Source organism: Mucilaginibacter sp. PAMC 26640 (assembly GCA_001596135.1).
In the GTDB taxonomy this organism is placed as follows: Bacteria; Bacteroidota; Bacteroidia; order Sphingobacteriales; family Sphingobacteriaceae; genus Mucilaginibacter.
In genome coordinates this window covers 3,080,205-3,105,112 of record CP014773.1, presented here as the reverse complement: position 1 = coordinate 3,105,112, position 24,908 = coordinate 3,080,205, and the positions used below count along the sequence as shown (strand labels likewise).

The following is a 24,908-nucleotide window of genomic DNA, read 5'->3' as shown; positions in this document are numbered from 1 at the left end:
ATTCACTTAAGTCTCGCAAAATACAATCTTTTAAATAAACTGTTTAATTCTCAATTAACTTAATATGAATTGCCACTTTACCGTGAAAGTCAATCTTTATTTTACATAATCGCCACAATTAAGTGGTTGACATAAAATCATATGGAGAAGAATTTACCTTTGATTATTGCCTAAGCCGGATTGATAGTCAAGCAATTGCAGAGTGAGGGTAATATACTTATGAATATATTTATCCATTATTTTAATTATTTGCTGCTGCTGTTTTTGCTAGAAAAACTTTACCTCTTTCTTGCGCGTAAGTTAAAAATAGAAGCTGTACCTAACCTTAGAAGTGCGCATACCATCCCTACGTTGCTTGGTGGGGGGATCATCATTCCTATTGCTTGCCTGATGTATTTTATTTTATCAGACTATCAATATACCTACTGGATGGCCGCTCTGTTTTGCCTCGCTTTGGTCAGCTACATCGATGATCTCCGGGACGTTTCCGTTTCCCTTCGCATGATAGCACAGGCAGCTGCTATTGGTGTGCTATTGGTTCAGTTCAATCTGTTTACCTATCCTGTACTGCTAATACCACCTGTTATTATAATTATGATAATTTCACTCAATGCTTACAATTTTCTTGATGGAATAAACGGAATGACTAGTGTCAACAGCTTGGTGCATTTAGCTTGCCTATATTATTTAAATGAAAACACTACACATTTTATTGATCGTCGATTGATTATTATAGTCATTATGGCCGTGGTCGTTTTTTCTTATTTTAATTTCCGTGTAAAAGCTGTTTGTTTTGCCGGAGACGTAGGTAGCATCAGTTTGGCGTTTTTTGTATGTGGATGCGTTTTAAAATTAATTTTAGTTTCCAATAACGTCATTTTTATAATTCTGCTGCTTGTTTATTATCTCGATGCAATTACCACGTTTGTATTTCGCTGGATGCAGGGGCAAGACGTATTCAAAGCCCATAACAAGCATTTCTATTTATATTTAGTCAATCATCGCAAATGGTCCCACTTAACTGTTGCATCCACCTATGCCGCCGCTCAGCTCATGATATCATTATTAATTATACCGCTTTTCACCCCCCGCTCCGGCTTAATTAATTATTATAATTTTCATTACACGGTTTTCATCACAATCGCAACAACCTCAGCATTTATCTGGCTTCGTATAAAACTAGAAGGCGTTGAAATCTTAAAAAAAGCACCTCAGCGTGTCCCTAGTAACGGATATCGTGGTAATGCCCTTCACGACCATAACTCTCTATGAAAGTAGCCATTATAGGTGCTGGCCCGACGGGCCTGACCATTGCATATGAATTAAGTAAAACCAACATTTCCGTTGATATTTTTGACAGCAGCAAAGACATTGGCGGTTTTGCTCGAACAATAGACGTTTGGAAAAAAAACGTGGAAATTGGCCCCCATTTTTTAAGTATCGGGCGCCTGCCGGTCGTTGAGGCGCTGATCAGGGAGACATTACAAAATGACTATACGATTTACGGCAGAAAGACTTATCTACTAACCAAAAATAAATCTTTCAACTATCCGCCAACCGTAAACGATATTGTAAAAAAACTAAATATTTTCGAACTAACAGCGTTAATAGGTAGCTTTTTAAAACGTAGCAGCGCGCCGGTAAATGATGAGGGAACGGCAGAGCATTTTATTATAGCGCACTTAGGAACCTATCTTTATAAATATTTCTTTGCCGGCTTTTTACAAAAGCTTTGGGGCGCTAACGGTACGGAGATTTCTGATCAATTTGCGAAATCGCTTTTAGGATTCAGTAGCGGATTTTCACCGGTAGCGGTTCTTTATAAGAAGCTTTTTAAGCCTAATTCTGTGACTGACACCTACATCTATCCCAAGGGTGGCCTTTCTACATTGTGGGAGAAAATGAAAGTCATTACTGAACACCAGGGTGGCAGATTTTTGCTATCGACAAATATAGAGTCCGTTGCCGAAGCAAATTCAAATTCGGGCTTGCTGACACACATCAAACTTGCTAATGGCCAGGTGTTAACTTACGACTATTTTATATTTACGATTCCAGTCGAACAAATTATAGCATATCTCCCGGGATCAAAATCTGCGACAGCATTGCCGGCGCTTAAATTCAGGGCAGATGTGTTAATATATGTTAAAGTAGCATATGATAAAGCTGCCGAAGGACAGTGTTATTACGTGTATGATCAAAGTAACGCGATTACAAGAATTACCAATTTCAGCAGATTCCAAGAACATCGGGACGATGACTTTATGGTGTTGTTACTTGAATTCTGGTGTAGTACTGAGGACGCTATTTGGAATGCTGATAAGAACGAATTATGGCATATGGCCCGAACGGAGCTGGAAAAAACAGTAGTATTTAGCGGGCTTACAATAATGGACATCGAGGTTAAAAAAGTTGCAAAAGCTTTCCAAGTTCCTGAAATGAATTATATAAATAATAAGCAACAGTTATTAAAACAACTCCAACCTTGGCAAAACCTTAAAGTAACAGGGAGAACTACCTCTGTAAACTTCAATTACGGAATGGAAAACGCAATTGATGATGGAATAAGGGTAGCACGCGAATTAATGGCTAATTATCAACCGGAACTTTTTAATGAAAGTGTATGAATGTATTAACTATTGATTTGGAAGAGTGGTTTCATGTACTTTTCGAGAGTGATGTAAACAGTTGGGGAAGTCGAGAGAGCAGGGTGAAGAAGAACACCGAATTTATTTTAAATGCATTATCAGCAAGAAATTCCAAAGCAACTTTTTTTTCTTTAGGGTGGATAGCTCGCCAGTATCCCGACCTTATTAGAATGATTGATGAGGCCGGCTTTGAAATTGGCTCGCACTCGGATAATCACCGTGCTGTTTATCAATTTTCGAAAAGTGATTTCAAGGAAGATGTGAAGCGGTCTATTTTATCATTGGAGGCCATTACCGGCAAAAAGGTCAGGGCATTCAGGGCACCATATTTTTCTTTAAGAGAACCAGTAGCGCACTACATGGAAACACTCGTTGAAAACGGGATCGAAATCGACAGTTCAATTTGCACTGTTAAAACAAAGTTCGGAGGTTACGAGAATTTCCCTCAAAATCAGCCCTGTATTGTTGAGTCGGGTGGACTTGCTATAAAAGAACTTCCTTTAAATACCTACAAAATATATAACAAGCGTATCATCTTCTCAGGTGGTGGCTATTTCCGGCTTTTTCCCTTGTTTGTAATGAAACGCTTAATTAACAAGCAGCCCTATAATATGGCCTATTTCCATCCACATGATTTTGACGGGGAACAGCCATCTTTGAACCTCTCCATCATTGCTGACACGCGCCGGACAATTGGCTCAGCTACTGCTGGCCAAAAATTTAAGGCATTGCTGTCTAGTATTGAATTCGTGGATGTTGCAGCATGCGACAAAATAATTGACTGGACGCGAGCACCAGTCGTAAACCTGCCTCATCATGATTAACTATCCATACAAAACCGCTATTGTTCATGACCTTGTTTTAGCCATAGCCGGGGCGGAAAACACACTGGAATCGATTCATAAGGAATATCCATCACCTATATACACACTGCTGCTTAATACAAAGGGTATAGCGGGTTCTGCTTTAAGCAAAACGGATATCAGAACATCATTTTTACAACGATTTCCCTGGGCGCTGAAGATCTACCGTTCCTACCTTCCATTTTACCCGATAGCTATCGAGCAGTTCGATTTGAACGAATACGATGTTATTTTGTCGTCTTCGTTCATCGTAGCAAAAGGAATTCTTACGAATACGGAGCAATTACACATATGTTATATGCATAACCCGATAAGGCCCGCATGGGAATTATACCAGCAATTTTTATCGCAACCTGGCAATAACCGCGGAATTAAGGGTATGCTAACCAAGCTTATATTCCACTATTTGCGGCAATGGGATGTACTATCGGCTAATAGAGTAGACCATTTTATTGCAAACTCATATTACACGGCCAAAAGAATAAAAAAGATCTACAACCGGGACGCAAAGGTCATCTATCCTCCGGTTAATATCGATGCCTTCACCCTAAAAGAGGAGAAAGGTGACTATTATATAACCGCTTCAAGACTGGTTTATCACAAGAGAATTGACTTAATCGTAGGCGCCTTCAAAATAAAGAAAAACAGGAAGCTGATCATTGTAGGCGACGGGCCGGAATTTGAAAAATTAAAAAAAATAGCTACACCCAACATCCAGTTAATGGGGTACCAGCCGTTAAATGCTTTAGTTGGGCTTTTGCAGAATGCTAAGGCATTTGTGTTCGCAGCCAAAGAGGACTTTGGGGTTGCCCCAATCGAGGCAATGGCTTGTGGCACGCCCGTGCTCGCCTTTGGTAAAGGCGGAAGTCTCGAAACCGTAGTCAAAGAGCGAACAGGACTTTTTTTCAATGAGCAAACAGCAGAAAGCATTGTCAATTGTGTGGAGCGGTTTGAGTCATCTACACATTTGTTTAATCCTAACGATATCAGGGCTCACGCTATAAAGTTTAGCGTAGCCCGGTTCGAAAAAGAATACGGTGATTTTACAAAGAACAAGATAAAAGAATTTTTTAACGGAGCCGAAACAGCAACAGGATTGATTGATGAACCTATACCTACTATTGAACTTCAAAAATGAGAAACAAAATATGGCTCTCCTCTCCACACATGGGCGGTCAGGAACAAGCGTTCATAAAAGAGGCATTTGACGGTAATTGGATTGCGCCGCTGGGCCCAAATGTAGACGGTTTTGAATCAGACCTAGAAACACATTTAGATGGGGCTTGCCATGTCGCTGCGTTGAACAGCGGCACAGCCGCTTTGCATTTGGCTCTTGTTTTGTTAAATGTCGGTAAGGGAGATGAGGTATTATGCCAATCGATGACCTTCTCCGCCTCTGCAAACCCAATACTTTACCAAGGCGCTCTACCCGTTTTTGTAGGTAGCGAAGTAAATTCCTGGAACTTATCTCCCGAGTTTTTAAAGATTGCCATCAAAGATCGTATCAGCAAAGGGAAAAAGCCGAAAGCGATCATTGTTGTTCACTTATACGGCATGCCTGCAGCTATGGACGAGATCATAGCGATTTCAAAACACTATGAAATACCAATCATAGAAGATGCCGCAGAGGCATTGGGCTCTAGCTATAAAAATCAAAAGTTAGGAACGCTAGGCGATATTGGTATTTATTCCTTTAATGGCAACAAGATTATCACCACATCGGCTGGAGGCGCATTAATGGCAAAAAATCGGGAAATCATTAAACAGGCCAAATTTTTGGCAACGCAGGCTAAAGACGATTTTCCTTACTATCAACATTCGGTTCTAGGGTTTAACTATAAGATGAGTAATGTATGCGCCGGTATAGGACGCGGCCAGTTGATAAACATCGACCTGCGGGTTGCTCAGCGAAGGGCTAATTTCGAATATTACAAAAGTAAACTCAATAAAATCCTTGAAATTAGTTTCCAGAACGAACCATCTGAAGATTATTACTCAAACAGATGGCTAACGACGATTTTAATTGAAGATGGATCAATAAGCAATCAAGCCATTATTGCAGCACTGCAAGATCAAAATATCGAAACGCGTTTTTTATGGAAGCCAATGCACCAGCAGCCGGTATTCAAAAATTGCGCATATTATGGTGATGGCGTTTGTGACGATCTGTTTAATCGCGGCCTTTGCCTTCCCTCGGGTTCTAACCTAACTGTAGAGGAAAGATCATTGGTCGTCAAAGGCATTGAGCATTCGTTTTCAAGCATTTCTAAATTCAGTACTTCTGATAATTCTGCGAAATGAAAAAAGCTGATGTAAAAAATGCCCTTTTTGCGAGCCGTGTATTACCTAAAATGATGGTATTGATCATTGATATAATGATTATGTCCCTAAGTTTTCTTCTATCTTTTTTAATCGTCCCGCCAGCGTGGTTTAACAGTATCTTTAACAAAAGTTTCCTAAAGTACATAGCGATTTACATCATTCTGTCTGGTATCGTTTTTTATTTGCTGAAAATTCCGAAGAACGTAATGCGTTTTTCTAACATTCCAGATCTATACCGGATATTCGTTGCCGTCTTTACGACAGGGTTTGTTTTTGACATTTTGGTCAAATTAATGTTTGCAGCATCACAGTCAATTACGTTCGGACATCAACTTCTGCTTGTCAATTTTGCTTTATCAAGTACTGCACTTGTTATGCTTCGTATTGGTGTTAAAGGAATATTCGCGCACCTAAAAAAACGACCTGAAAATCGTAAGGATGTTGTTGTGATCTACGGAGCAGATAAAGGGTCTATCATCATTAAACATGCTATTGAGGCTAATGGAAAATTTTATGTAGTTGGCTTTTTAGACGATAGCGCACAAAAAGCCAACAAATACATTGAACAGAGATACATATTTAATATAAATACACTGTTGGCAGCAAAGGATCGCCTAAATATAAAAACATTGGTAATTACGGAAGAGGACCTAGGCGTATCGGCAAAGAAAACTGTTATTGAAAGGTGTATTGATAATGGAATCAGTATAGTCAAAGTCGCCCGGTCTGCTGATTTGACAAACAAGAGCTTAAAGGTAGGACAGCTAAAAAATTTAAGTATCAATGATCTGCTGCAACGTGATCCAATTGTCATAGACACCCAAAATATATTAATGCAACTTTCCAACAAGCGGATATTAATTACTGGTGCGAGTGGTTCAATAGGATCTGAAATTGTTCGTCAAGCGTTGACTTTTCATCCCGCAATCGTTGTTCTTTGTGATAACGCAGAATCTCCCTTGCATGAGCTGCAAATGGAATTAGAAGACGCGCATTCAGGCTTTATGATGAAACCAATTATTGTTAACGTTCAAAATTTGAACCGAATGAGAGAAGTGTTTATAAAATACAAACCGGAGATTGTTTTTCACGCAGCTGCATACAAACATGTCCCACTGATGGAGCATAATCCCGCAGAGGCAGTGCTTACAAATGTCTTTGGTACTAAGCACACCGCTGACCTTTCAATACAATATGGAGTTGAAAAGTTTTTAATGATCTCAACCGATAAAGCGATCAACCCAACCAATGTCATGGGAGCTACTAAAAGAATAGCAGAACTGTATGTTCAGTCACTAAATAGAAGTGACTGCAGCACCAAGTTCATTGTCACAAGATTTGGTAATGTCCTGGGCTCTAATGGTTCTGTAGTAACACGCTTTAAAAGTCAGATTGAACTCGGACGGGCAGTAACCGTAACTCATCCGGATATTACGCGTTATTTCATGACCATAAAAGAAGCTGTACAATTGGTAATGGAAGCATGTGCTATAGGCCAGGGCGGACAAGTGTTGTTATTTGACATGGGCATGCCTGTCAAAATATTCGACCTGGCGCAGAAAATGATTCGGATGTCGGGCCTTGTACCAGGGGAAGACATCGAGATTATTTTTTCCGGACTGCGGCCGGGCGAAAAATTATATGAAGAATTGTTGTACGATTATGAACTCAGTGTCGCGTCACACCACCCTAAAATCAGAATCTCCTGTTCACCGAATCAGCAGCATAATATTGCAGCCTCTATTGCTGAACTTGAAGATCTAATAAATGGCAATGACCTCGATATCGTTAAAAAAATCAAAGAAGCAGTTCCTGAGTTTATCAGCAATAATTCGATGTACGAAATTCTCGATGTGAAAGCAACGTCCGCGTAATTGTTAAGAGAAGATAAGTGTTTTCAAGCCAAGCAAAACCTAAACTAGTAATGAGACCTACAAAACCTTTCGACATCATTTTTATAGGTACAGGGATTTCTACAACCTATACGATGATACATATGTTGCAAAAACTAATTAAGTCTGGAAATAACGGTCACACACTCCAGATACTGTTTGTAGAAAAAGATGAAGAATTTTGGACAGGAATACCCTACGGCCAGCGAAGCGGGAAACGTGCGCTGATAATTACACCACTAAAAGAGTTTCTACCAAATCAGGACGCCTCCAGATTTTTTTATTGGGTTCAAAGGTATGTTGAAGAAACACTACAGGTTCAAGGTGCTGAGTTGGGTAGGTATATGAATAATTGGTTAAAAGAAAACGCCAATGCTATTAATGACGAAAATATAGAACAGCTTTATATTCCCAGGCACTGGTTTGGACTTTACATGAAAGAGCGCATCAATGAGTTATTGACTGATGCCTCGAAAAAAGGACTGATCGCCTATCAACTGATCAACGCCGAAGTAATTGATGTATACGGTTTAAAATCTTCGTACAAAGTTGTTGCTTTGCAGGACCAGGTTGTTACTGAATATCTTTCAAAAAAGGTCGTTTTAGCGATCGGAAGCGCGCCGTCCAGGCCGGTATTTAGTCATGGCTCAGTTGCATCAGATATGCAACTCGTTATTGATAACATTTATCACAATAGTTTATCAGCGACTTTAAAATCTATTACGAAATTTTTAAATAACGAAAAGTTAATATCGGTCAATATGCTAATCATCGGCTCGAACGCAAGCAGCCTAGAGTTGATTTACCATCTCGACAATGGTATTACTGACCGGATGGCAAATATTTATGTACTATCACCTTCAGGACAGTTCCCCGCTCCTATTTATCGAACAAATGCAGACTTGTTTAATCCACCTGCTTTGACAGCGTTATTAATTGATAGCAACATTACCGCTTTAAAAATCTTTGATTGCTTTTTAGCCGATATCAGACTAGCCGGATTACTTGGTATATCAAGGGAAAGCACTTACATACATGTGAATTCATTGATTATCAAATTAGTTAATCAAATAGATGTAGTTGAACAACAAAAGTTTGTAATTCATTACGGTCAAAAAATAGGTGAATTTTACCGGCGAGCCGGAAGCGAATATTTAGGTAAGACTTTAGCCATGTGCCGTACCAACAAAATCCAGCTGATTAAGGGTGAATTTTTAGCGGCAGATGGATTAGGCTTTATTTTCAGATCGCCTGACAAGGAAATTGTACAAAGTAAAGATGTAAATATTATTGTGAATTGTACGGGGTCGATGAGGATGGATGTTCATATGTCAAAACCAACGCTGTTGACTAAGCTAATCACACGTAAACTGTGTGTTGTTAACGCGACTGGAAGGGGCTTTGTTGTGAATGAAAGGTTTGAATCACGAAATAACTTCTTTGTGACAGGTCCGTTATTAGCCGGGAACATTGTTGGTGGTCATAAGATATGGCATGCAGAAAGTTGCAGACGTATTTACGACCTTGCGACTGATCTGTCTAGTCATTTAATCTAAATGGCGATTGACAGTTAGTCCAACATTAAGTTGTCATTGATTCGGAACAGTATGGAGCGTATTGCGTAACAAATAAATTTCTCACTTCTAAAGATGAAGATGAGGCTGTCTTAGAAATTGATATCAAGGCAAATACGACCGAAAAACATGCGCTAATAAGGAACTAATCAAACTGGAGTTTAAAATTTCAGACTAGAATTTGAGTTTGAGATGTTAAGTTTTCTTTCGAATCTGCAGCAATGAAACGGCAAGGAATCAGTATCGTTTGTTCGTTATCAACCATATTTTACCATTTCGACATTACATAATTCAGCGCAAACATATAAGCCAATGATAAAACCAAAGATTGTCGCTGAATAACTTGTCACTCTGCAATATATCAGTTTACAACAAATTAGACACTATCGTCGATCATAAATTAATCAAACAGTGAAGTCCCGAATTGTTGAATTTCGCAATAAAGCTTTACAAACGCCAAGCCTGATCAGCCTGGCGTTTCCTATTCAAATAGGGATAGTAGTACCAAAACATCTAAGATTTTTTTTTCTTAGCAGCAGCCTTTTTACTTTCCTTAAAACGCATGTCGGTCGTGCCGTCTTTCTTTAAATGCTTGCTGTCATTATACCGTTTATCAGGCTTGCCACTTTTGGTGAGGTGCTGGAAGTTAGAAAATAATACGGATGCATTTGAATTACTAATAGATGAAAAACTGAAAGCTGTCAGGGCTAACATTGCGATGATCTTCTTCATAGTTGGTTTTGTTTTTGTTAAAATATCTAACAAACTTCGGTGCCAAAGGTTTATCAGCCAGCTAACTATTTATAGGATATCTCTTTAAGTAGAGTAGTTTTAACTAATAACATGTCGTGAGACATTTGAAGGCAGACAGCTTCGTAATGTTGGCACATTTCTGTAATGGCAGTGCCATACAATTTGTACAGGTCATCTTTTGATTCATCCAATGAGTGCTTAAGGGTATCGGCCAGATCAAGTACATGCAAGTAAAGTTTTTTAGATCTATCATTAAATGCAATGATTTTATCATTGGTCAATGAAACATGAAAATACAAACCAACCAGGCTACACTTCCAATTTTCGGTATCTAGCTTCTCCATGTAGGAATTCATCTTTTTCATTTCTTTACTTAGAAAATCAAGGCTGCCCTCACTTCTTGATTCGTTGCGGTTTTGCCAATAGTCTATGTTCTTTTTGATGATAGCTATCTTCTCACCTGTGACGTAATAAAAGCTTTCTGCAATTTCCACCTGCTTGTTTCGGTAGGTGGTTTTTAATTCCGAATGAGCCTTTCTCTTATCTCCTGCATATTGGAAGATACCTGTCAATGCCTGGGTAAGCAATGCACCCGCCAAGCCTGAAAATGCACTTAATTGAATTATAGCTGAACTTTCCATCTCACGTTTCTACTTCTAACAAAATTAACAAAAACCATTTTAAAATGCTAATTTTTTTAGCATATCTTTGTGGGCAAAACAACGACAATGGAAGATTTTACAGTGAGATTGAACGATGATGTAGCCATCATTGAAAGCTTGGGAACTATGTTTAAGATGAGCGTTCATAAGAATCGGAAAGTGGCTCCTGATAGGAATACAGCTATAATGGAGGCAACGGTTTATAGAGAAGATGGAGCTTTTGTTAAAGATTGCAACTATCTATTTGAAGCGTTGAGCAAAGAGGATAAGCCGGTAGATGAAGTTGATGTAGAGCTTTTCAAACACGCTATTGATTTCTTCTTTACATCAATTATTGGTACTGACTACTATGTGAAATCTATACCAATAGCTTCAAGCCTTTGTAGAGAGGACCTAAAAGCATTTCAATTTGATGTAAGATAAATTACTTTTATTAATACAAAGCAATATCGTTTTAGGAAGATCTATTTTGTGTCAGGGATAAGGAGCTGTTGCCTAATAACCTCTGTGAAACAATAGCTTATAAGTGGGAGCCTGATGCTAAAACAGACTGGTAAAATCAAACATTAGCTTAAGCACCATACGCCATAAATAATTTTCAATTATTATAGCGTTAAAAATTTTAAATATATTTAACACAAAATCATAAGCTTAGCTAATTACTTGTTAAACATATCAGTTTAATGACAGAATTGGAAAATACCTAAAATATACTCTGTTGATTCTTGTTTATAAAAAAAGTAGTATGGCATGCATGCAAGTCCAACATACTAAAGTTACCCTCAATTACTATATTACTGTCTAATATTGAGTTAGATACAGTTGTGACAAGGATTAAATATAAACGCTTCAACACACCTCTAAGATAAGTTTCGGCAACATTCTCCTCTGCATAACGGAAAGATAAAATATAAATTGAAAGACATAGTTTGAACAAGATGCTGTGTTTGTAAGCTAAACGAAAAGAATATTATTACTTTTAAAGGCACAATAGTAACTAGCGATTTTAAGAAAATTGGCAAACTCGAACCGATTAGTAATTTTTGGTTGGTCCAACGTAAAAGACATTTTTTATCCGTAATAACTTAAGTGACCGTCCTTGTTTATGATACCTAATGATTGCTAACATTCTTGTTTTTGATCTATTCATTTAAATGATGACATTTTTTAAGCGTAATTATTTAAGAGTTTTAAAGAAAACTTTTTAAATCTTTCTACCGAATCTATGGACGTTGGGGTTTCAAATTAATTCATTTTTTATTTAATAAAGCTGTTAAGCCGGAGCATGTTACGCACACTATAAAATTCGAATTAGCGAGTCATAGAAGATGACAGGTCGATTCCGAATTTTACACTATAGGTAAGCGGCACTACATTTCAATGGGTAATTAATCCTGCGATCTCGCAGGATGCGGCTGAAAAGCTTTTCTGCTTTGGATTTGTTACCCAATTACTTATTGCTCAAATCTTTGAAATCTAATATAGTCGTCACGAATCGGTCACAGGTACGACTTGATATGCTGGGGTGTATCGCAATGTCCAGGATAATTCCCTACTTACTCGTTATTGCGAAAAGGATTTACCGTGCGAATTCTTATTGGCAATAGAAAAATTATCTGCAAAAGGCGTAAACGGGTATGAAAATATCCAACCGCTCAATCCGACACAAGACAAAATTGAAACACTAAAGGTTCAAAAAAAAATTCACTGCCAACCTATGAGCGAGGAGTTTCCTTTACAAGCATTTCGTTGTACTTTTCTAATAGACGGATATATCTATCTTTCCAATCATTTGAATCATCATATTTTATACTCGAAGAGGCATCAACAACTTTTAAAATTAAATTCTTGAAATCAAAATCTTTCTTGGAAAAACGCTCTGAAAATTCGGCAGAAAAATCATGTCTTATCGTCAAGCCTATAGTCCTGATAATATTATCTTTCAACGTCTCAGATTTAAACCAGTTGTAAACACTTCGTCTATTGACATTTAATTCTTTAGCAAGATTGGTCAGGCTATAGCCTTTTTTTCTAATGACAAATTCTATAATCTGTCCATCATGATCAGCCATTGGAACGGTTTCAGGTTTAGGATGTTGTTTAATTATAATCTCTCACAGAATAATTAAGATTATTTATCGATTTAAATTTAAAAAATTAATCTGAAACAAAAATATATTCCAGTGAACTAAATTGTTAGGCCGTATTAAGTCTTAGTCGATTAATATTGTTGAGGGGCTATGGGCCGTGGTGTCCGCATTGCTGATTAAAAAAGTTGACCAACTCGTTTTGAAAAGAACATTAATAAAATTTTTGAAAATAAGTTAGTGACTTGGTTTATTAATATAATAACACTTTAATACTTTCTACACGATTCGCTAGAAATGGTGTAACCCTCCCTTAGTTCGGACTGGTGTTTTATAGACTTATTTAATTCAAAAATATAATTATTGTTGTTGTAACTGTGGAGATGTTGGAAACTCGATAGAGTTGTCAATATCTCCACAGTTTAGCCGCTTGTTCAGGTCTGGCGTTATTCCTCCCAGTGCTTTATGCGGCCTGCTGTAATTGTAATCTTCCCTCCACTCATCGGCTAAGGATGTGTTCCTGATAAATATCTTCGAAAAGGTATGCGTCAAGTATATTTTCGCGGAACGTTCTTTTGAACCGCTCGATGTAGCCGTTCTGCATTGGCTTGCCTGGTTGCGTATATTGCACTGTGATACCTTTGCTTTCACACCAATCCATGAACTCCTTACTGATAAACTCAGGGCCATTATCTACCCTTATACAGCTTGGCTTGCCTTGCTCATGAATGGTTCGCTCCAAGATTTGGGTTACTCTGGTGGCCGGCATGGTATACGCAGCTTCTACCGTAATGGCTTCCCGGTTATAATCATCTACAATATTCAGCGTCCTGAACTTCCTTTTGCTGTTTAATACATCACTCATAAAATCCATAGACCACATCTGTCCAGCACGTTCAGGAACCATCAACGGCACTTTTATCCTGGCAGGTACACGTCTGCGGACCTTTCTGCGGCGGGTCATGCCCAGCAACAGGTAAATCCGCCTTACACGTTTATAATTCCAGGTTAAGCCTTGCTGGCGGATACGGCTGTAATACAGATCCTGCCCTTCAGTAGGATGCCGTTCCGATAGCTCAAGCAGTTTATCGATCGTTTCTGAATCAACTCTGACGTTCTTATAATAATAAATAAATTTGGGCATCTTCACTACCCGGCAAGCCCTGCTGTTACTTACCTGCCGGTATTCCAACAAATAAGCAACCATGTCCTTGCGCTGGCAGGGCTTTAGAACTTTTTTGAGAGAACGTCTTTTAACAGGCTGTGATCTGAAGCAAGTTCCGCATACATATGCTTCAGTTTGCGGTTCTCATCCTCCAGCTCTTTCAGCCGCTTTAGCTCCTGGCTGTCCATGACTGAATACTTTTTACGCCAATTATAAAAGGTGGATTTGTGTACGCCCAGTTCACGGCATACATCGTTTAGTTCACGGCCTCCTTCATATTCTTTGATGGCCTTTACAATCTGTGCTTCGGTAATAATCGAGTTCTTAATCGTTTGACTGGTTAAAGTTAAGACTTTTCGTCTTTTATGCAGTCCGGTTTTTAGGAGGGGTTACAATGGAATTAATTAATCAACGTAGTTCTCGTTTTAAGTTGCACCCCGCATTCCATTACGACTGCGAGTATGTTGCGTTTCGCTAAATTTTGCTGTCACCAGTTCTTTTCCCCAGATCTTGCGGCCCGCTCGCTTTGGATTGATTTTAAAATACTGATTACGTGTTTTGAAATGTAAATCTATGGCGTGCTGACACTCTAACGTCGAGGCATAGTTGCTGTTATGATTAACAGCTTTAGCTAATCCACAAAATACGGATTCGATTACATTTAGGAACTGCGTGCATGAAGGTAATGGTGCTACGACAATCTCGGGTTTTGATAATTTGTTGTGATCTTCAATGAAAAGCTTTAAAATCTTCGAATTATGCCAGCTAACGGCATCCCAGCTCAGATATATCCGCTCCTGATCAGAATATTCAATTATCAAACGTTCAATTAATTTGAGCGTTTCAAAAGTATTTTTTTTTGCGAATATAAATGGGTTACTTGATTGGTAGACAGTTCTAATGCCGCAGTAAAGATAATAAACCCTTTCGATTTTTGTTTTTCTGGAATAACCTCTGGTTGAGCATTGCTATGCTTAAGAGTGCGTCCGCCCTTGAGACGTATACCTACAGGGCCGTATTCATCTATTGAAAAGAACTTTTCATTGGGTTTTAATTGTTGCAGTATGCGCTGAATTAGGCTAATCTTTTCACGGAATTTCGGATCCTGACTAACCAACATGTCTCTTGACTTTTTGTAACTAAATCCTAAAGCTTTAAGTGAGTGGGAAATCTGCATATAGGACACAAGAGATTGCTGATGGATCCGGTTATAGATCTCTGTAAGAGCGGTGATCGTCCAGCTGGTTCTGTTCATGCCATATAGCTTGGGCGTCTCATGGAGTAATTTCATCAAATTATCCTTGCGCAGTGCTATGCGCATTACAACCTCTTTAGTTGGCTTACGGACTGCAATATCAAACCCTTTCAAACCTTTAGTTTGATAAATATTGAGCCAGCCGGTTACCGTTTTCCGTTCGCAATCCGCTTTTTCCACTAGCCTCGCTTTTGTAGAGCATGTAAGTGCCTCCCGGAGCACCGTTGCAATTTGCCACCTCCGATGATCATTCCCTATTCGCCATTTACCAAGCACTTTAAGGTCAGAAATAGATATGAATTTGAGAAAAGAAACGGATTGAGTATTATTAAAGCTCTTTGCGAACGAGTAGTAGATATCTTTAAATGGCTCATAAGTATACCCTTTGGGATAACCCAAGCGGCATTTCTCCCAGATGGGTTTTGCTTTACTACCTGCCGGATATGCTGTTATCAGAGCTGGCAAAACATTCATCAGCTCTACATATAAAGGAGTTAACCGATGACTTTTGGGTGGTTTTGGCATATAAAAGTCCATATCCTCAATTCGTTCCGGATAAATAGCTTGAATAAGTTCGAACTCTTTTAGATACCGCCAGGTGGTTACCGTAGAAAGTTTTAATTTTTTGGCTAGCGAATGAGCACAGAAATCACCTTCGATGAACCGCTTGCGCATGATGATCATCTTGACCTTGGGGATCTGATGACGCTGCATTGAAAAGAAACGGTTTAATAGATCAAATGGTATAAATATTTGAAGGAATTTATTAGATAGCAAATTCAGTTTCCAAACCACTGTATTTTATAAAGCGCAAAAAAATATCTTGATCGGAAAATCAGGCTTTAACAGGTTGCCTTACAATAAGAACATTAGTCCCTGCAACAAACGCTCCGTAATTCAACTTCCGGTTATCTAAAGAAGACAGACCCTCATTTTTTAATGTGTGTTGAATCAAAAGTTTTCTTATTAACTTGTTATTAGGTCAATCATTAAGAAGCCGCAAAATGCAGATCAACAATCAAATTCAAAAATAATTCTTACTCCTCATTTGACTGATGTTGTAACTAATTAAATTTTTTCTTACATTCCGTAACCGTGAGCGCCTACCAGACAATTAATATCGCAAATAATCACTAATGAACCAGTTATAATCTAAATTATCTATAAAATCGGCTCCGGTCCGCGATACCCTACTGGCAACAGCCCCGTAATTTTTACAGGTTGTCCAGCTTGAGCTGATTGGTAAATCGCCTCCATCAATATATGGTCCTGTAAACCTTCTTCCCCCGGGGTGAAGGGCTTTTTGTTATAGATCACACAATCTGAAAAATGATCCATTTCTACTGCGAACTGTTCGGTTTCCGCCAAACCGATATCCTGTTGCATTTCTAGCTTACCCTCGGCTTTGGCAGACTGTAACTTTTGGCCATTATAGCCGAAAGCTTTGTCCATGTTCAGCCATCCCTTTTCGCAAAGTACACGATAATGCCTGCTCTCGTGGACGTTGTAGTCCGTTGTACAATTAGCAATCAGCCCGCTTGGGAAACGCATTTGCCATGACACTAATTCCTCTACCTCAGTAAAAAGAGGGTTGCCGGGCGTGCTGTACTGGTAAGCAAAAACTTCGGACGGCTCCTCATTTAAAATAAAACGAATAGTGTTCAGGCAATACAAACCGATATCCGGAAGCGCTCCACCACCCGCAAGAGCCTTCTTGTGGCGCCAGTGCTGCGGGTTGGCGCTACTTTGCGAGTTAGATGCTTCAATCAGTTTAGGGTTTCCAAGGGCCTTTTGTTGAACCATTTCGCGAACCTTCCGGCTATGTGGCTGGTATTGAATCCGGTAAGCTATCATCAGTTTAACGCCTGCCTGGTTGCACGCAGTAATCATCTCCCGGCATTCTGCTGAAGTGTTAGCCATTGGTTTTTCGCACAAAATATGTTTGCCAGCTTTTGCTCCACGTATTACAAACTCTTTATGCAACCCGTTAGGCAAAACAATATAGATCACTTCAACCTCTTTATTAAATTTGAGGGTATCATACGTTTGGTAGCTATAACAATTCTTTGATTTAACCCCATACTGGGCGGCAACTTTTTTCAGTTTTTCTGGACTTCCGCTTACAAGAGCCACCAATTTCGACTTTTTACATGACGTAATGGCCGGCAGTATATTTTCCAAAGAAAGGTGCCCAAGGCCAACAACAGCATAACCTACACGCTGAGCTGGCGCAAGTGGCGTCGGCGTAGGTGCGTTTTGCTGATCAACTTCAGACTTCCATTTTTCTAGCACTATTGGGTCATCTTGCGTGGCAGGTAAACGTTCGGGCTGGCTGTTGGGCGATTGCGCATGGGCTTCGCTTTGAGGATTAATTCCAGCCATGGCAGTTCCAGCTATCGTTAGACCTGCCATTTTAATAAATCGTTTTCTGGAACTGTTTCCAGTTAGCTCATTGTTGTCCATTTGTTCTGCATATATTATTCAAATGAACAAACGAGCGTAAAAGAGTTTTTGCCTTTTCACAATATTTAAAAAACTATTATTTTTTGAGAATATTATCGTTTAATAATAAACCATTATTTTCACAGATAGCTCTGCTTTTAAAAAACTAATTTAAGCACGCAGTTACTATCATCACCAGGCACGGCTACTGAGCTATCGACGAGTTAACAGCCATGCAACTAATGAACTTCCTGATCTCACCTGTAGGGCAGCAAGACCAATCAAAAGCTATTAAAGATATACCCAGCAGGCAAATAAATTCGTAATTATAATAAAGAGAAATGACAGCTCTTTAAGATCAGGAAAGATCTTTAAGTGCGTTAAAAATGATAATGAACGCACAGTTTGACTCATCGTTTTTGGTAAGATATGTGCCGGGTCGACCAAATTAATCTCTTAAAAAATTCACGGTAACAGTTGCCAGATCACGTTTTAAGAATGCTTCGGCTATAGCACCGTAATTTTGCACTAACCTTGCTGACCGGTTGGTCGGTAAAACCTTAACCGACATCAGCATTCTTGTCCTTCGGAGGCTAAAATTGCCAGAAGCTGCATTTAAAGACGCGCTTGAAAAGCATAAGCACATTGCTATCAACCGGATAGGCAAGTAAATATATTTTAAATTTGCGAATCACCACGTTTTAAGCCTGCAGTTGATGCTATATGGATCTATGCTATGGTACGAAGGCAAGCACGAAAACAAGTTTACAATCGCTGAGTTGCTGTTTTCAGATGGTACCGGGCTGGCTATTACTGATTGGCAAAAAGCGGTTATACTATCCCTCGATCCGGAAATATCAAAAGTTCCCGACGCTTTGCATATGCGTGAAGGGTACCTAAATCAAGCACTTAAGGGGATAATGAAACCTATTAAAACTGTTTTGCAGGAGGGAAAGGTGGTGCAGGGTTAGGTAATGCCTATACAGACGAGATCCTTACGCCGCAAAACTCTCGCCTTTTTCTATAGCCGGAAAAATTCCTGAGCCGAAAATCAGGATGCTGACGAAATCCATTAATGATGTTTTGACAGAAGCCGAAGCCCATATCCGCAAAAACTTCCCTGATACCATTACGGAAAAGGAACGGGATTTTCTAAAAGTCCACCTGCCCAAACACAAAATTACACCAAATGGTGAGGCTATTAGGCAACCGGGCGCTCGCACGGATTTTCATCTTTGCATGGTTCTGCACGCTTCAGATTCTCCTGCACATCACCATTTGGGCCTAAATTGTCATTTTCCGTTTCAAAGTTATCGTTCGGCGACGGCGCAACGTAATAACTCGCTCTCAATGACGATATCATAATTATCTTTAACAGGCTTACGCAGCCACTTCTATTTGGCGCGGGGAAACAGGTCAAATATATTAATAACGGTTATGGGCTAGTGGCTTCCATCATCGAAAAAGCTTCCTGCTAACCTATGCCCGCTTTCTGAAGAAAATTATCTTTGATCCTCTGCTCATGAAGGGCACTTTTGTTTATAACAGATGATTGCATCCAAGGAAGATCGATAATTAGGCATTTGGCTATTCATTCTAATACCTCGGCAAATATCTTCTGCCGGACTCTATTGAAAAGCCAAAGGATATAGGCGATGACTTCTTTAAAGCGCAAAAAGCGGAGAAGCTCTTTAACAGAATAGCCCGTATTCTTTTGAAACTTAAGCTGAATACTTCTTTCCGAAAGACGGGTGTCAGCCGCTATGGCATTTACCGGGTCAACACATGGGTTGAAAAACTGGTTCAGGTTGCCGATCACCGTCTATACCACCTGATCATTTTCTTTTAGCAAACCAATGGCTGACTGCTTCAATAAACTCAATCTTTCTACAGTAATAAGCAGGCCTGCTAATTCTTCTCAAAGGCTATTAAAACGACCGTCATCTGCTAAAATCCCTGCACCCACCCTTTCCTCGCCAGTCAGTCCCGTTAAAGGCATTTCAAAAAAAAGTTGAAAACCATTCAACTTGAAGTTAACAACTATAGCGTAAATTAAACTTAAATAACAGAGGATCAATACTTAAACTAAAGGATAATAAATTTCCTCCTTTCGTCATTCTTTTTTTAAGTTACATTTTTCAGGCCTAAATCACTGTGAATGGGCATTATATTAGTAATGGGTAGAATCTCTCCTTTCCTACAACCAATGTAGAATTATCGCTTACAACACCTATCGATTCATCTTTATCTTTTAAATTCATGTATTACCAATAAGTAAAAGCAATTCATTTTGTTGCATATAAATCGTTGCTTTCAACAGATGAATTAGCTTTGTCCTACTAGTTAAACAGAACAAAATGTGCCGCTTTAAAATCCCCAAGACATAACAAGTTTAGAGCAGAAACTTAATTGTTCATGTTTACCGTTATAATATGACTACCTTACCGGAAACGCCTAATACATATGAGAATTGCTGTTTTTAGTACCTGCGCCTATGATCAGGAATTTCTTGAAAAATACAATACCGGCCATGAACTCGTTTTCTTTGCACAGGCATTGAACCTCCAGAACGTAGCACTTACCAAGGATTTTGATGCATTATGCGTATTTGTCAACGACAAGGCCGACCGCGAGATACTGAGCGCCTTAAAACAAAATGGCATCAAACTACTGCTGTTGCGGTGCGCCGGTTTTAATAATGTTGATCTTGATGCCGCACGCGAATACGACATTAAGATTTTAAGAGTACCTGCCTATTCTCCAGAGGCTGTCGCAGAACATGCAATGGCCATGATACTTACCCTGAACCGCAAGACACATAAAGCCTATAACCGGATCAGGGAAGGGAACTTCTCCCTGGAAAAACTGATGGGATTTAATTTGCACGGGTGCAAGGTTGCGCTGATTGGAACAGGCAACGTCGGAAAAGCTTTCTACAAGATCCTTAAAGGATTTGGATGCGAGGTGATCGCCTATGATCCTTTTCCGGATAAAACATTAATAGCCGATGGTCTAATCTATGGAGATTTGAAGGAGGCGCTTTGCGATGCCGAAATCGTGTCTTTACATTGCCCGCTTTCAGCCGACACGAAACATATGATCAATCAGGAAACGCTAAAGCTATTCAAAAAAGGTGCTATGCTCATCAATACAAGCAGGGGCGCACTGGTAGCATCAGCTGACGTTATTGAAGCATTGAAATCTGGCCAGCTTGGCTATCTCGGACTTGATGTTTACGAACAGGAATCGGCACTTTTCTTCCATGATCTATCTGGCGATATCATTCAGGATGATCTTATCGCACGATTGATCTCATTCCCCAATGTATTAATAACCTCTCATCAGGGATTTTTCACGAGGGAGGCCATGCAGCAAATAGCCGAAACCACTTTTTTAAATGCAGATTGCTTTGCGGCAGGTTCACCATTGCTCAATGTGGTCAAGTCATGAGCGCCGCTATCGGGGCTGGATTTGACAAAAAACTAAAACACGGGTTTATCATATCATGGGCACTGGGATGTGTGTTTTATCTTCTTCAGTACGCCATCCGCTCATCTCCGGCAGTAATGATCGGGGAACTTTCAAATGCATTCAATTTATCGGCTTACGAGATCAGCTCTATACTTGGCGCTTACTATTACACTTATGCTTTAGCCAGTTTGCTCGCCGGTGTTGCTTATGACCGCTACGGCGCTAAATATCCTATCTCAATAGGTGCCGGTATTTTATGCTTAGGTTGTTTGCTTTTTTCCATGTCAGGATTGTCAAGCGGCTATGCCGGCAGGTTACTGCAAGGAGCAGGCAGCGCTTTTTCTTTCACCGGCTGCGTTTATCTTGCCGCGCATGGCTTTGCCGCTAAATATATTGCCACCGCTATCGGCTTCACTCAATGTATGGGCATGCTGGGCGGATCATCCGGACAATTTATCACAGGGCCACTCATTCAAAATGGGTTACCTGTGCAGACTTTTTAGTTAATAGTGGGTGTTGCTTGTGGGCTGATCTCTATGATGTTGCTCTTTACTACGCCCAGAGAAGAAACCTTGCCGGCATCAGGGGCGGATTCGCGGAATGTGCTGCTTCCCTATAAGATCGTTTTTAGTAACCCGCAATCTTATATGAGCGGGCTGATCTCCGGTTTACTTTTTGTACCGACAACCGTTTTTGCGATGACCTGGGCCATCTCCTTTTTCATCAGTGACAGAGGCACAGAAAGATCCGCAGCGGTCGTTATAAATGCAATGGTCCCGATGGGCTGGGTGATCGGCTGTCCGTTACTTGGGTTTATATCAGACAGGCTGGGGCAACGTAAACCAGTTTTAATTGGTGGAAGTCTTGTAATGCTCGGTTGCTTTCTGCAATTATTTTTCTTGCCTAATGCGGTTCCCGCTCTGATCAGCATGTTGTTATTCGGGATAGCATCAGGAGCAGCAATGATCCCTTATACCATGATCAAAGAAGCTAACCCGTACGAAGTAAAAGGCAGCGCGACAGGCGGCATAAACTTTATTACTTTTGGCGTTACATCATGCCTCGGCCCTGTTTTCGCATCTTATTTTGGTAAGACCCTTTCATTAGCTATAAACAAAGAGGCACATTTTCAGTCGGCCGGATTATTCCTGCTTTCTGTGATTACGATGGCATTGATCTTATGCTTCTTTATCCGTGAGACCGGCACGAATAAACAAGTGGCTAAAGAAAGTGCAGCATAACCTATACTTTTCAAGTCCTGCTTTAATTACTGATTAAAATATTTTAAAAGCGTAGATCTGCTTTTGAAATCAGGAACTGATGAACGCTAATGTGCTAATTCAAAAGTTTGCACCTATGGCTGCGCATGATTTGAAAAATCCTTTGAGCAGTATAAAACTGATTTCCCAGGCACTGAGGTTACGACCTGAATAACCGCAACATGAAAGTTGCATCCGGCTGGTTAATCTCAATATCGCAGCAACGGACAACATGTTTGAATTGATAAATGAGATGATGACTTATTCCAAAGACCCCTCATTATTGCTGGAAAAAAGGCAGGAACTCGAAGTAAATGGTTTAATTGATAAAGTGCTGAAATTGTTAGTGATTCCAGACAATGTTGGTGTTGCACTTCCGGAAGTGCAACATACTATTAAGTTTTCGCTTATCGCCTTTGAGCAGATCCTGATGAATCTGTTAAATAATACAATTCGCTACAACAATAAGGATATTGGGCTTATACAAATAAGTTTTAAAGACAATTCCGACTTCTACGAACTCGTTGTAGAGGATAACGGTATGGGTATCCCTTGCGCCTCTCTGGACAAGATCTTTGATAATAACGTTACCCTTAACATTAAAGACCGGTTTGGCAAGCAAGGGTCAGGCATTGGATTGTCTACCGTCAAAGATTTATTATACCTTTTAAACAGTACGATTAATGTCAAATCTACGCCTGGATTAGGGTCCACCTTTCTGGCCAGGCTGAGTAAGTAAATTGCCTGGATCGGCAAAAAAGAAGGTTAATATTGGAGTTTCATTCGTAACAAGCAAACCCTATTAAAACGCTACCTCTAAACTTGCAATTAATTATTCACCTCGCTGTCTATGCCTTGCTTAAACGCCTTAACAAAAGCATTTTTTAAAACGCCCACAAAAGTTTTCCAACCATCGGTTTTTAGATTCTTGATATTACCTTTAATGGGCACTTTAGTAGCTATTTTATGGGTTTTAGGATTTTCAACCGCTTTGGCAAAAAGGCCCACAACAGCTTTTTTCACCACATTAAGAATGCCGCCTTTTTTCTTGATGTCTTTCTTAATATCTAAAACTTTTAGGTTTTTTATAAATGGTTTTACATAACCTATAAACTCGCCGTCGGTCATTTTCAGTTCTCCATAAAGGTCAATTGTCCCGCGGTAAATGTCAAACTTAACATGTTCTTTTAAAAAGCTATTCAACGCGGTAAGGTCTGCTCCATTAAGGCGCATGTTTAAATTAAAGTCAGGGATTTCTTTGATCACATTAGCTTTCATATCCGCTTTAAGTTGACCACCTCCAATAGTATTTCCAGTAAGATTTATTGTGGACGGTAAAGCAGCTGGAGCAGAGGCAACATTGCGCAGGTTAAGGGCCGTAAGGTTCATGTTGTTAATATGGAGGTCAGTTTTAGCATCCAGGTAAGAGAACCTTCCGTTTGTGACGATCAGGCGGTTGACTTTCATCGGCATAAGCGCATCGATAGTTTGTGTCCAGCTTTGGCGTGAGGGTTCTTTATCTATATCTTCTGTGGCGGCAATAATATGGATCGCCGGCCGCTGCATTTCTACTTCTCCAACAAGTTTACCCCGCAGAAGTGCCTTCCACTCAATTGACAGGTCTGTGCGGCTGATAGCTAAGAACGGGTATTTAGGGGTATCCGTTTTTTTAGCGAGAACCAAGCCCTTTATAACGTAAGCACCACGGAACAAAGCGATATCAATATCATCAACATGGCCATGATAACCGGGTAAAGCATCCAGTTTCTTGTTCACATAATTTTTAACGAGCCCCGGCAACATTATACGAATGACCGTTAACACCGCTATTATGCCAATCAAAATCTTCCACCTTGCAGCTAATGTTCGCAAACCATTTTTCTTTTGCACCATCTCTATCCAATTTATCATTCGACTGGATATTACAATTTCCATTCCAATCAGTTGCAGAAAAAGGAATACGATAGCGAGTTCGAATGGCTAGGTATGCTTCTGCCTTAACTTGAAGTCCGCGTTTATTACCCTTTAAGATGTATTTACTTAGCCGAATATTGCCTTCAACCCTCGGACTGCCAAACAATTATTCGGCAATAATGAGAAATTGTTTGTTTAACAACCTGTGTTACAATAGAGTCATCCTGCGTGGCAGGTAAACGTTCGAGTTGGCTGTTGGGCGATTGCGCATGGGCTCCGCTTTGAGGATTAATTCCAGTCATGGCACTTCCGGCTATCGTTAGCCCCGCCATTTATAAAATCGTTTTCTGGAACTGTTGCCAGTTAGCTCATTATTGTCCATTGCTTCTTTATTTCTTATTAAAATGAACAAATGAGCGTAAAAGAGTTTTGCCATTTCCAGAATATTTAGAAAACTAAATTTTAAGATCTATTTTTTCATTGATAAAGCGTTGTTTTCGCCGGTAGCTCTTCTTTTTAAAAAATCTAACTGAAGCAAGCAGAATCCGAGATCATAAAGGAACGCGATCTAATTCCTTAATCAAGTCGGCAGCCAACGCCA

At 39.7% G+C, this 24,908-nt stretch carries 24 protein-coding genes; 13 read left to right on the top strand and 11 right to left on the bottom strand.

Features of this window, described 5'->3' with window-relative positions; translation table 11 throughout:
- The first annotated feature begins 180 nt into the window (after positions 1 to 180).
- From A0256_13405 to A0256_13375, 7 genes are all read left to right on the top strand, one after another.
- Positions 181 to 1,272 carry a hypothetical protein gene (locus A0256_13405; GenBank protein AMR32347.1) on the top strand — a complete coding sequence of 364 codons (1,092 nt, stop codon included), beginning with the start codon at positions 181 to 183 and terminating at the stop codon, positions 1,270 to 1,272.
- Positions 1,269 to 2,627: a hypothetical protein gene (locus tag A0256_13400; GenBank protein ID AMR32346.1), complete on the top strand. Its 1,359-nt coding sequence runs from the start codon at positions 1,269 to 1,271 to the stop codon at positions 2,625 to 2,627. The genes A0256_13405 and A0256_13400 overlap by 4 nt, the downstream gene beginning before the upstream one ends.
- Positions 2,624 to 3,472 (top strand): hypothetical protein, encoded by an 849-nt coding sequence (locus A0256_13395; GenBank protein ID AMR32345.1) that lies wholly within the window; start codon positions 2,624 to 2,626, stop codon positions 3,470 to 3,472. The genes A0256_13400 and A0256_13395 overlap by 4 nt, the downstream gene beginning before the upstream one ends.
- Positions 3,465 to 4,649 (top strand): glycosyl transferase, encoded by a 1,185-nt coding sequence (locus A0256_13390; protein ID AMR32344.1) that lies wholly within the window; start codon positions 3,465 to 3,467, stop codon positions 4,647 to 4,649. The genes A0256_13395 and A0256_13390 overlap by 8 nt, the downstream gene beginning before the upstream one ends.
- A complete protein-coding gene (locus tag A0256_13385; GenBank protein AMR32343.1) occupies positions 4,646 to 5,812 on the top strand; it encodes a pyridoxal phosphate-dependent aminotransferase in 1,167 nt (388 codons plus the stop codon). Before A0256_13390 ends, A0256_13385 begins: the two co-directional genes overlap by 4 nt.
- Positions 5,809 to 7,707, top strand: a complete 1,899-nt coding sequence (locus tag A0256_13380; protein ID AMR32342.1) for a hypothetical protein — start codon at positions 5,809 to 5,811, stop codon at positions 7,705 to 7,707. Before A0256_13385 ends, A0256_13380 begins: the two co-directional genes overlap by 4 nt.
- 113 nt (positions 7,708 to 7,820) lie before the next feature.
- On the top strand, positions 7,821 to 9,281 hold the full coding sequence (locus tag A0256_13375; protein ID AMR32341.1) for a hypothetical protein: 1,461 nt from the start codon (positions 7,821 to 7,823) through the stop codon (positions 9,279 to 9,281).
- Between the two features lie 531 nt (positions 9,282 to 9,812).
- Here the strand turns inward: A0256_13375 and A0256_13370 are convergent.
- Together A0256_13370 and A0256_13365 are read right to left on the bottom strand one after the other, a co-directional pair.
- Positions 9,813 to 10,031 carry a hypothetical protein gene (locus A0256_13370; GenBank protein ID AMR32340.1) on the bottom strand — a complete coding sequence of 73 codons (219 nt, stop codon included), beginning with the start codon at positions 10,029 to 10,031 and terminating at the stop codon, positions 9,813 to 9,815.
- A gap of 65 nt (positions 10,032 to 10,096) precedes the next feature.
- Positions 10,097 to 10,693 (bottom strand): hypothetical protein, encoded by a 597-nt coding sequence (locus A0256_13365; GenBank protein AMR32339.1) that lies wholly within the window; start codon positions 10,691 to 10,693, stop codon positions 10,097 to 10,099.
- A gap of 87 nt (positions 10,694 to 10,780) precedes the next feature.
- Between A0256_13365 and A0256_13360 the strand changes: the two genes are divergently transcribed.
- A complete protein-coding gene (locus tag A0256_13360) occupies positions 10,781 to 11,137 on the top strand; it encodes a hypothetical protein (protein ID AMR32338.1) in 357 nt (118 codons plus the stop codon).
- A 1,292-nt stretch (positions 11,138 to 12,429) separates the two neighbouring features.
- Here A0256_13360 and A0256_13355 read toward each other — a convergent pair.
- The 6 genes from A0256_13355 to A0256_13330 all read right to left on the bottom strand — a co-directional run bounded on the left by A0256_13355 (position 12,430) and on the right by A0256_13330 (position 17,684).
- Positions 12,430 to 12,786, bottom strand: coding sequence for a hypothetical protein (locus A0256_13355; protein ID AMR32337.1), 357 nt, complete (start codon positions 12,784 to 12,786; stop codon positions 12,430 to 12,432).
- Positions 12,787 to 13,300: 514 nt separating this feature from the next.
- Positions 13,301 to 14,008 (bottom strand): hypothetical protein, encoded by a 708-nt coding sequence (locus A0256_13350; GenBank protein ID AMR32336.1) that lies wholly within the window; start codon positions 14,006 to 14,008, stop codon positions 13,301 to 13,303.
- A 20-nt stretch (positions 14,009 to 14,028) separates the two neighbouring features.
- Positions 14,029 to 14,295: a transposase gene (locus A0256_13345; protein ID AMR32335.1), complete on the bottom strand. Its 267-nt coding sequence runs from the start codon at positions 14,293 to 14,295 to the stop codon at positions 14,029 to 14,031.
- A gap of 96 nt (positions 14,296 to 14,391) precedes the next feature.
- Entirely contained in the window at positions 14,392 to 14,787 is a 396-nt protein-coding gene (locus A0256_13340; GenBank protein AMR32334.1) for a hypothetical protein, read from the bottom strand.
- Positions 14,788 to 14,795: 8 nt separating this feature from the next.
- Positions 14,796 to 15,935, bottom strand: a complete 1,140-nt coding sequence (locus tag A0256_13335) for a hypothetical protein (GenBank protein AMR32333.1) — start codon at positions 15,933 to 15,935, stop codon at positions 14,796 to 14,798.
- Between the two features lie 447 nt (positions 15,936 to 16,382).
- Positions 16,383 to 17,684, bottom strand: coding sequence for a dehydrogenase (locus A0256_13330; protein AMR32332.1), 1,302 nt, complete (start codon positions 17,682 to 17,684; stop codon positions 16,383 to 16,385).
- Between the two features lie 695 nt (positions 17,685 to 18,379).
- Here A0256_13330 and A0256_13325 point away from each other — a divergent pair.
- Complete coding sequence (locus A0256_13325; protein AMR32331.1) at positions 18,380 to 18,634, top strand: hypothetical protein; 255 nt, start codon at positions 18,380 to 18,382, stop codon at positions 18,632 to 18,634.
- A 620-nt stretch (positions 18,635 to 19,254) separates the two neighbouring features.
- Here the strand turns inward: A0256_13325 and A0256_13320 are convergent.
- The gene (locus A0256_13320; protein AMR32330.1) at positions 19,255 to 19,482 is read right to left on the bottom strand and encodes a hypothetical protein; all 228 of its coding nucleotides are present in this window, start codon (positions 19,480 to 19,482) and stop codon (positions 19,255 to 19,257) included.
- Positions 19,483 to 20,126: 644 nt separating this feature from the next.
- Here A0256_13320 and A0256_13315 point away from each other — a divergent pair.
- The 4 genes from A0256_13315 to A0256_13300 all read left to right on the top strand — a co-directional run bounded on the left by A0256_13315 (position 20,127) and on the right by A0256_13300 (position 23,132).
- Complete coding sequence (locus A0256_13315) at positions 20,127 to 21,113, top strand: hydroxyacid dehydrogenase (GenBank protein AMR32329.1); 987 nt, start codon at positions 20,127 to 20,129, stop codon at positions 21,111 to 21,113.
- Positions 21,110 to 21,637, top strand: coding sequence for a hypothetical protein (locus A0256_13310; GenBank protein AMR32328.1), 528 nt, complete (start codon positions 21,110 to 21,112; stop codon positions 21,635 to 21,637). The genes A0256_13315 and A0256_13310 overlap by 4 nt, the downstream gene beginning before the upstream one ends.
- A gap of 33 nt (positions 21,638 to 21,670) precedes the next feature.
- Entirely contained in the window at positions 21,671 to 22,375 is a 705-nt protein-coding gene (locus A0256_13305; protein AMR32327.1) for a hypothetical protein, read from the top strand.
- Between the two features lie 274 nt (positions 22,376 to 22,649).
- A complete protein-coding gene (locus A0256_13300; GenBank protein AMR32326.1) occupies positions 22,650 to 23,132 on the top strand; it encodes a hypothetical protein in 483 nt (160 codons plus the stop codon).
- 89 nt (positions 23,133 to 23,221) lie between these two features.
- On the opposite strand, the gene A0256_13295 is transcribed toward A0256_13300, so the two are convergent.
- Positions 23,222 to 24,196 carry a hypothetical protein gene (locus A0256_13295; protein AMR32325.1) on the bottom strand — a complete coding sequence of 325 codons (975 nt, stop codon included), beginning with the start codon at positions 24,194 to 24,196 and terminating at the stop codon, positions 23,222 to 23,224.
- Entirely contained in the window at positions 24,177 to 24,473 is a 297-nt protein-coding gene (locus tag A0256_13290) for a hypothetical protein (GenBank protein ID AMR32324.1), read from the bottom strand. Before A0256_13290 ends, A0256_13295 begins: the two co-directional genes overlap by 20 nt.
- Between the last annotated feature and the right edge of the window lie 435 nt (positions 24,474 to 24,908).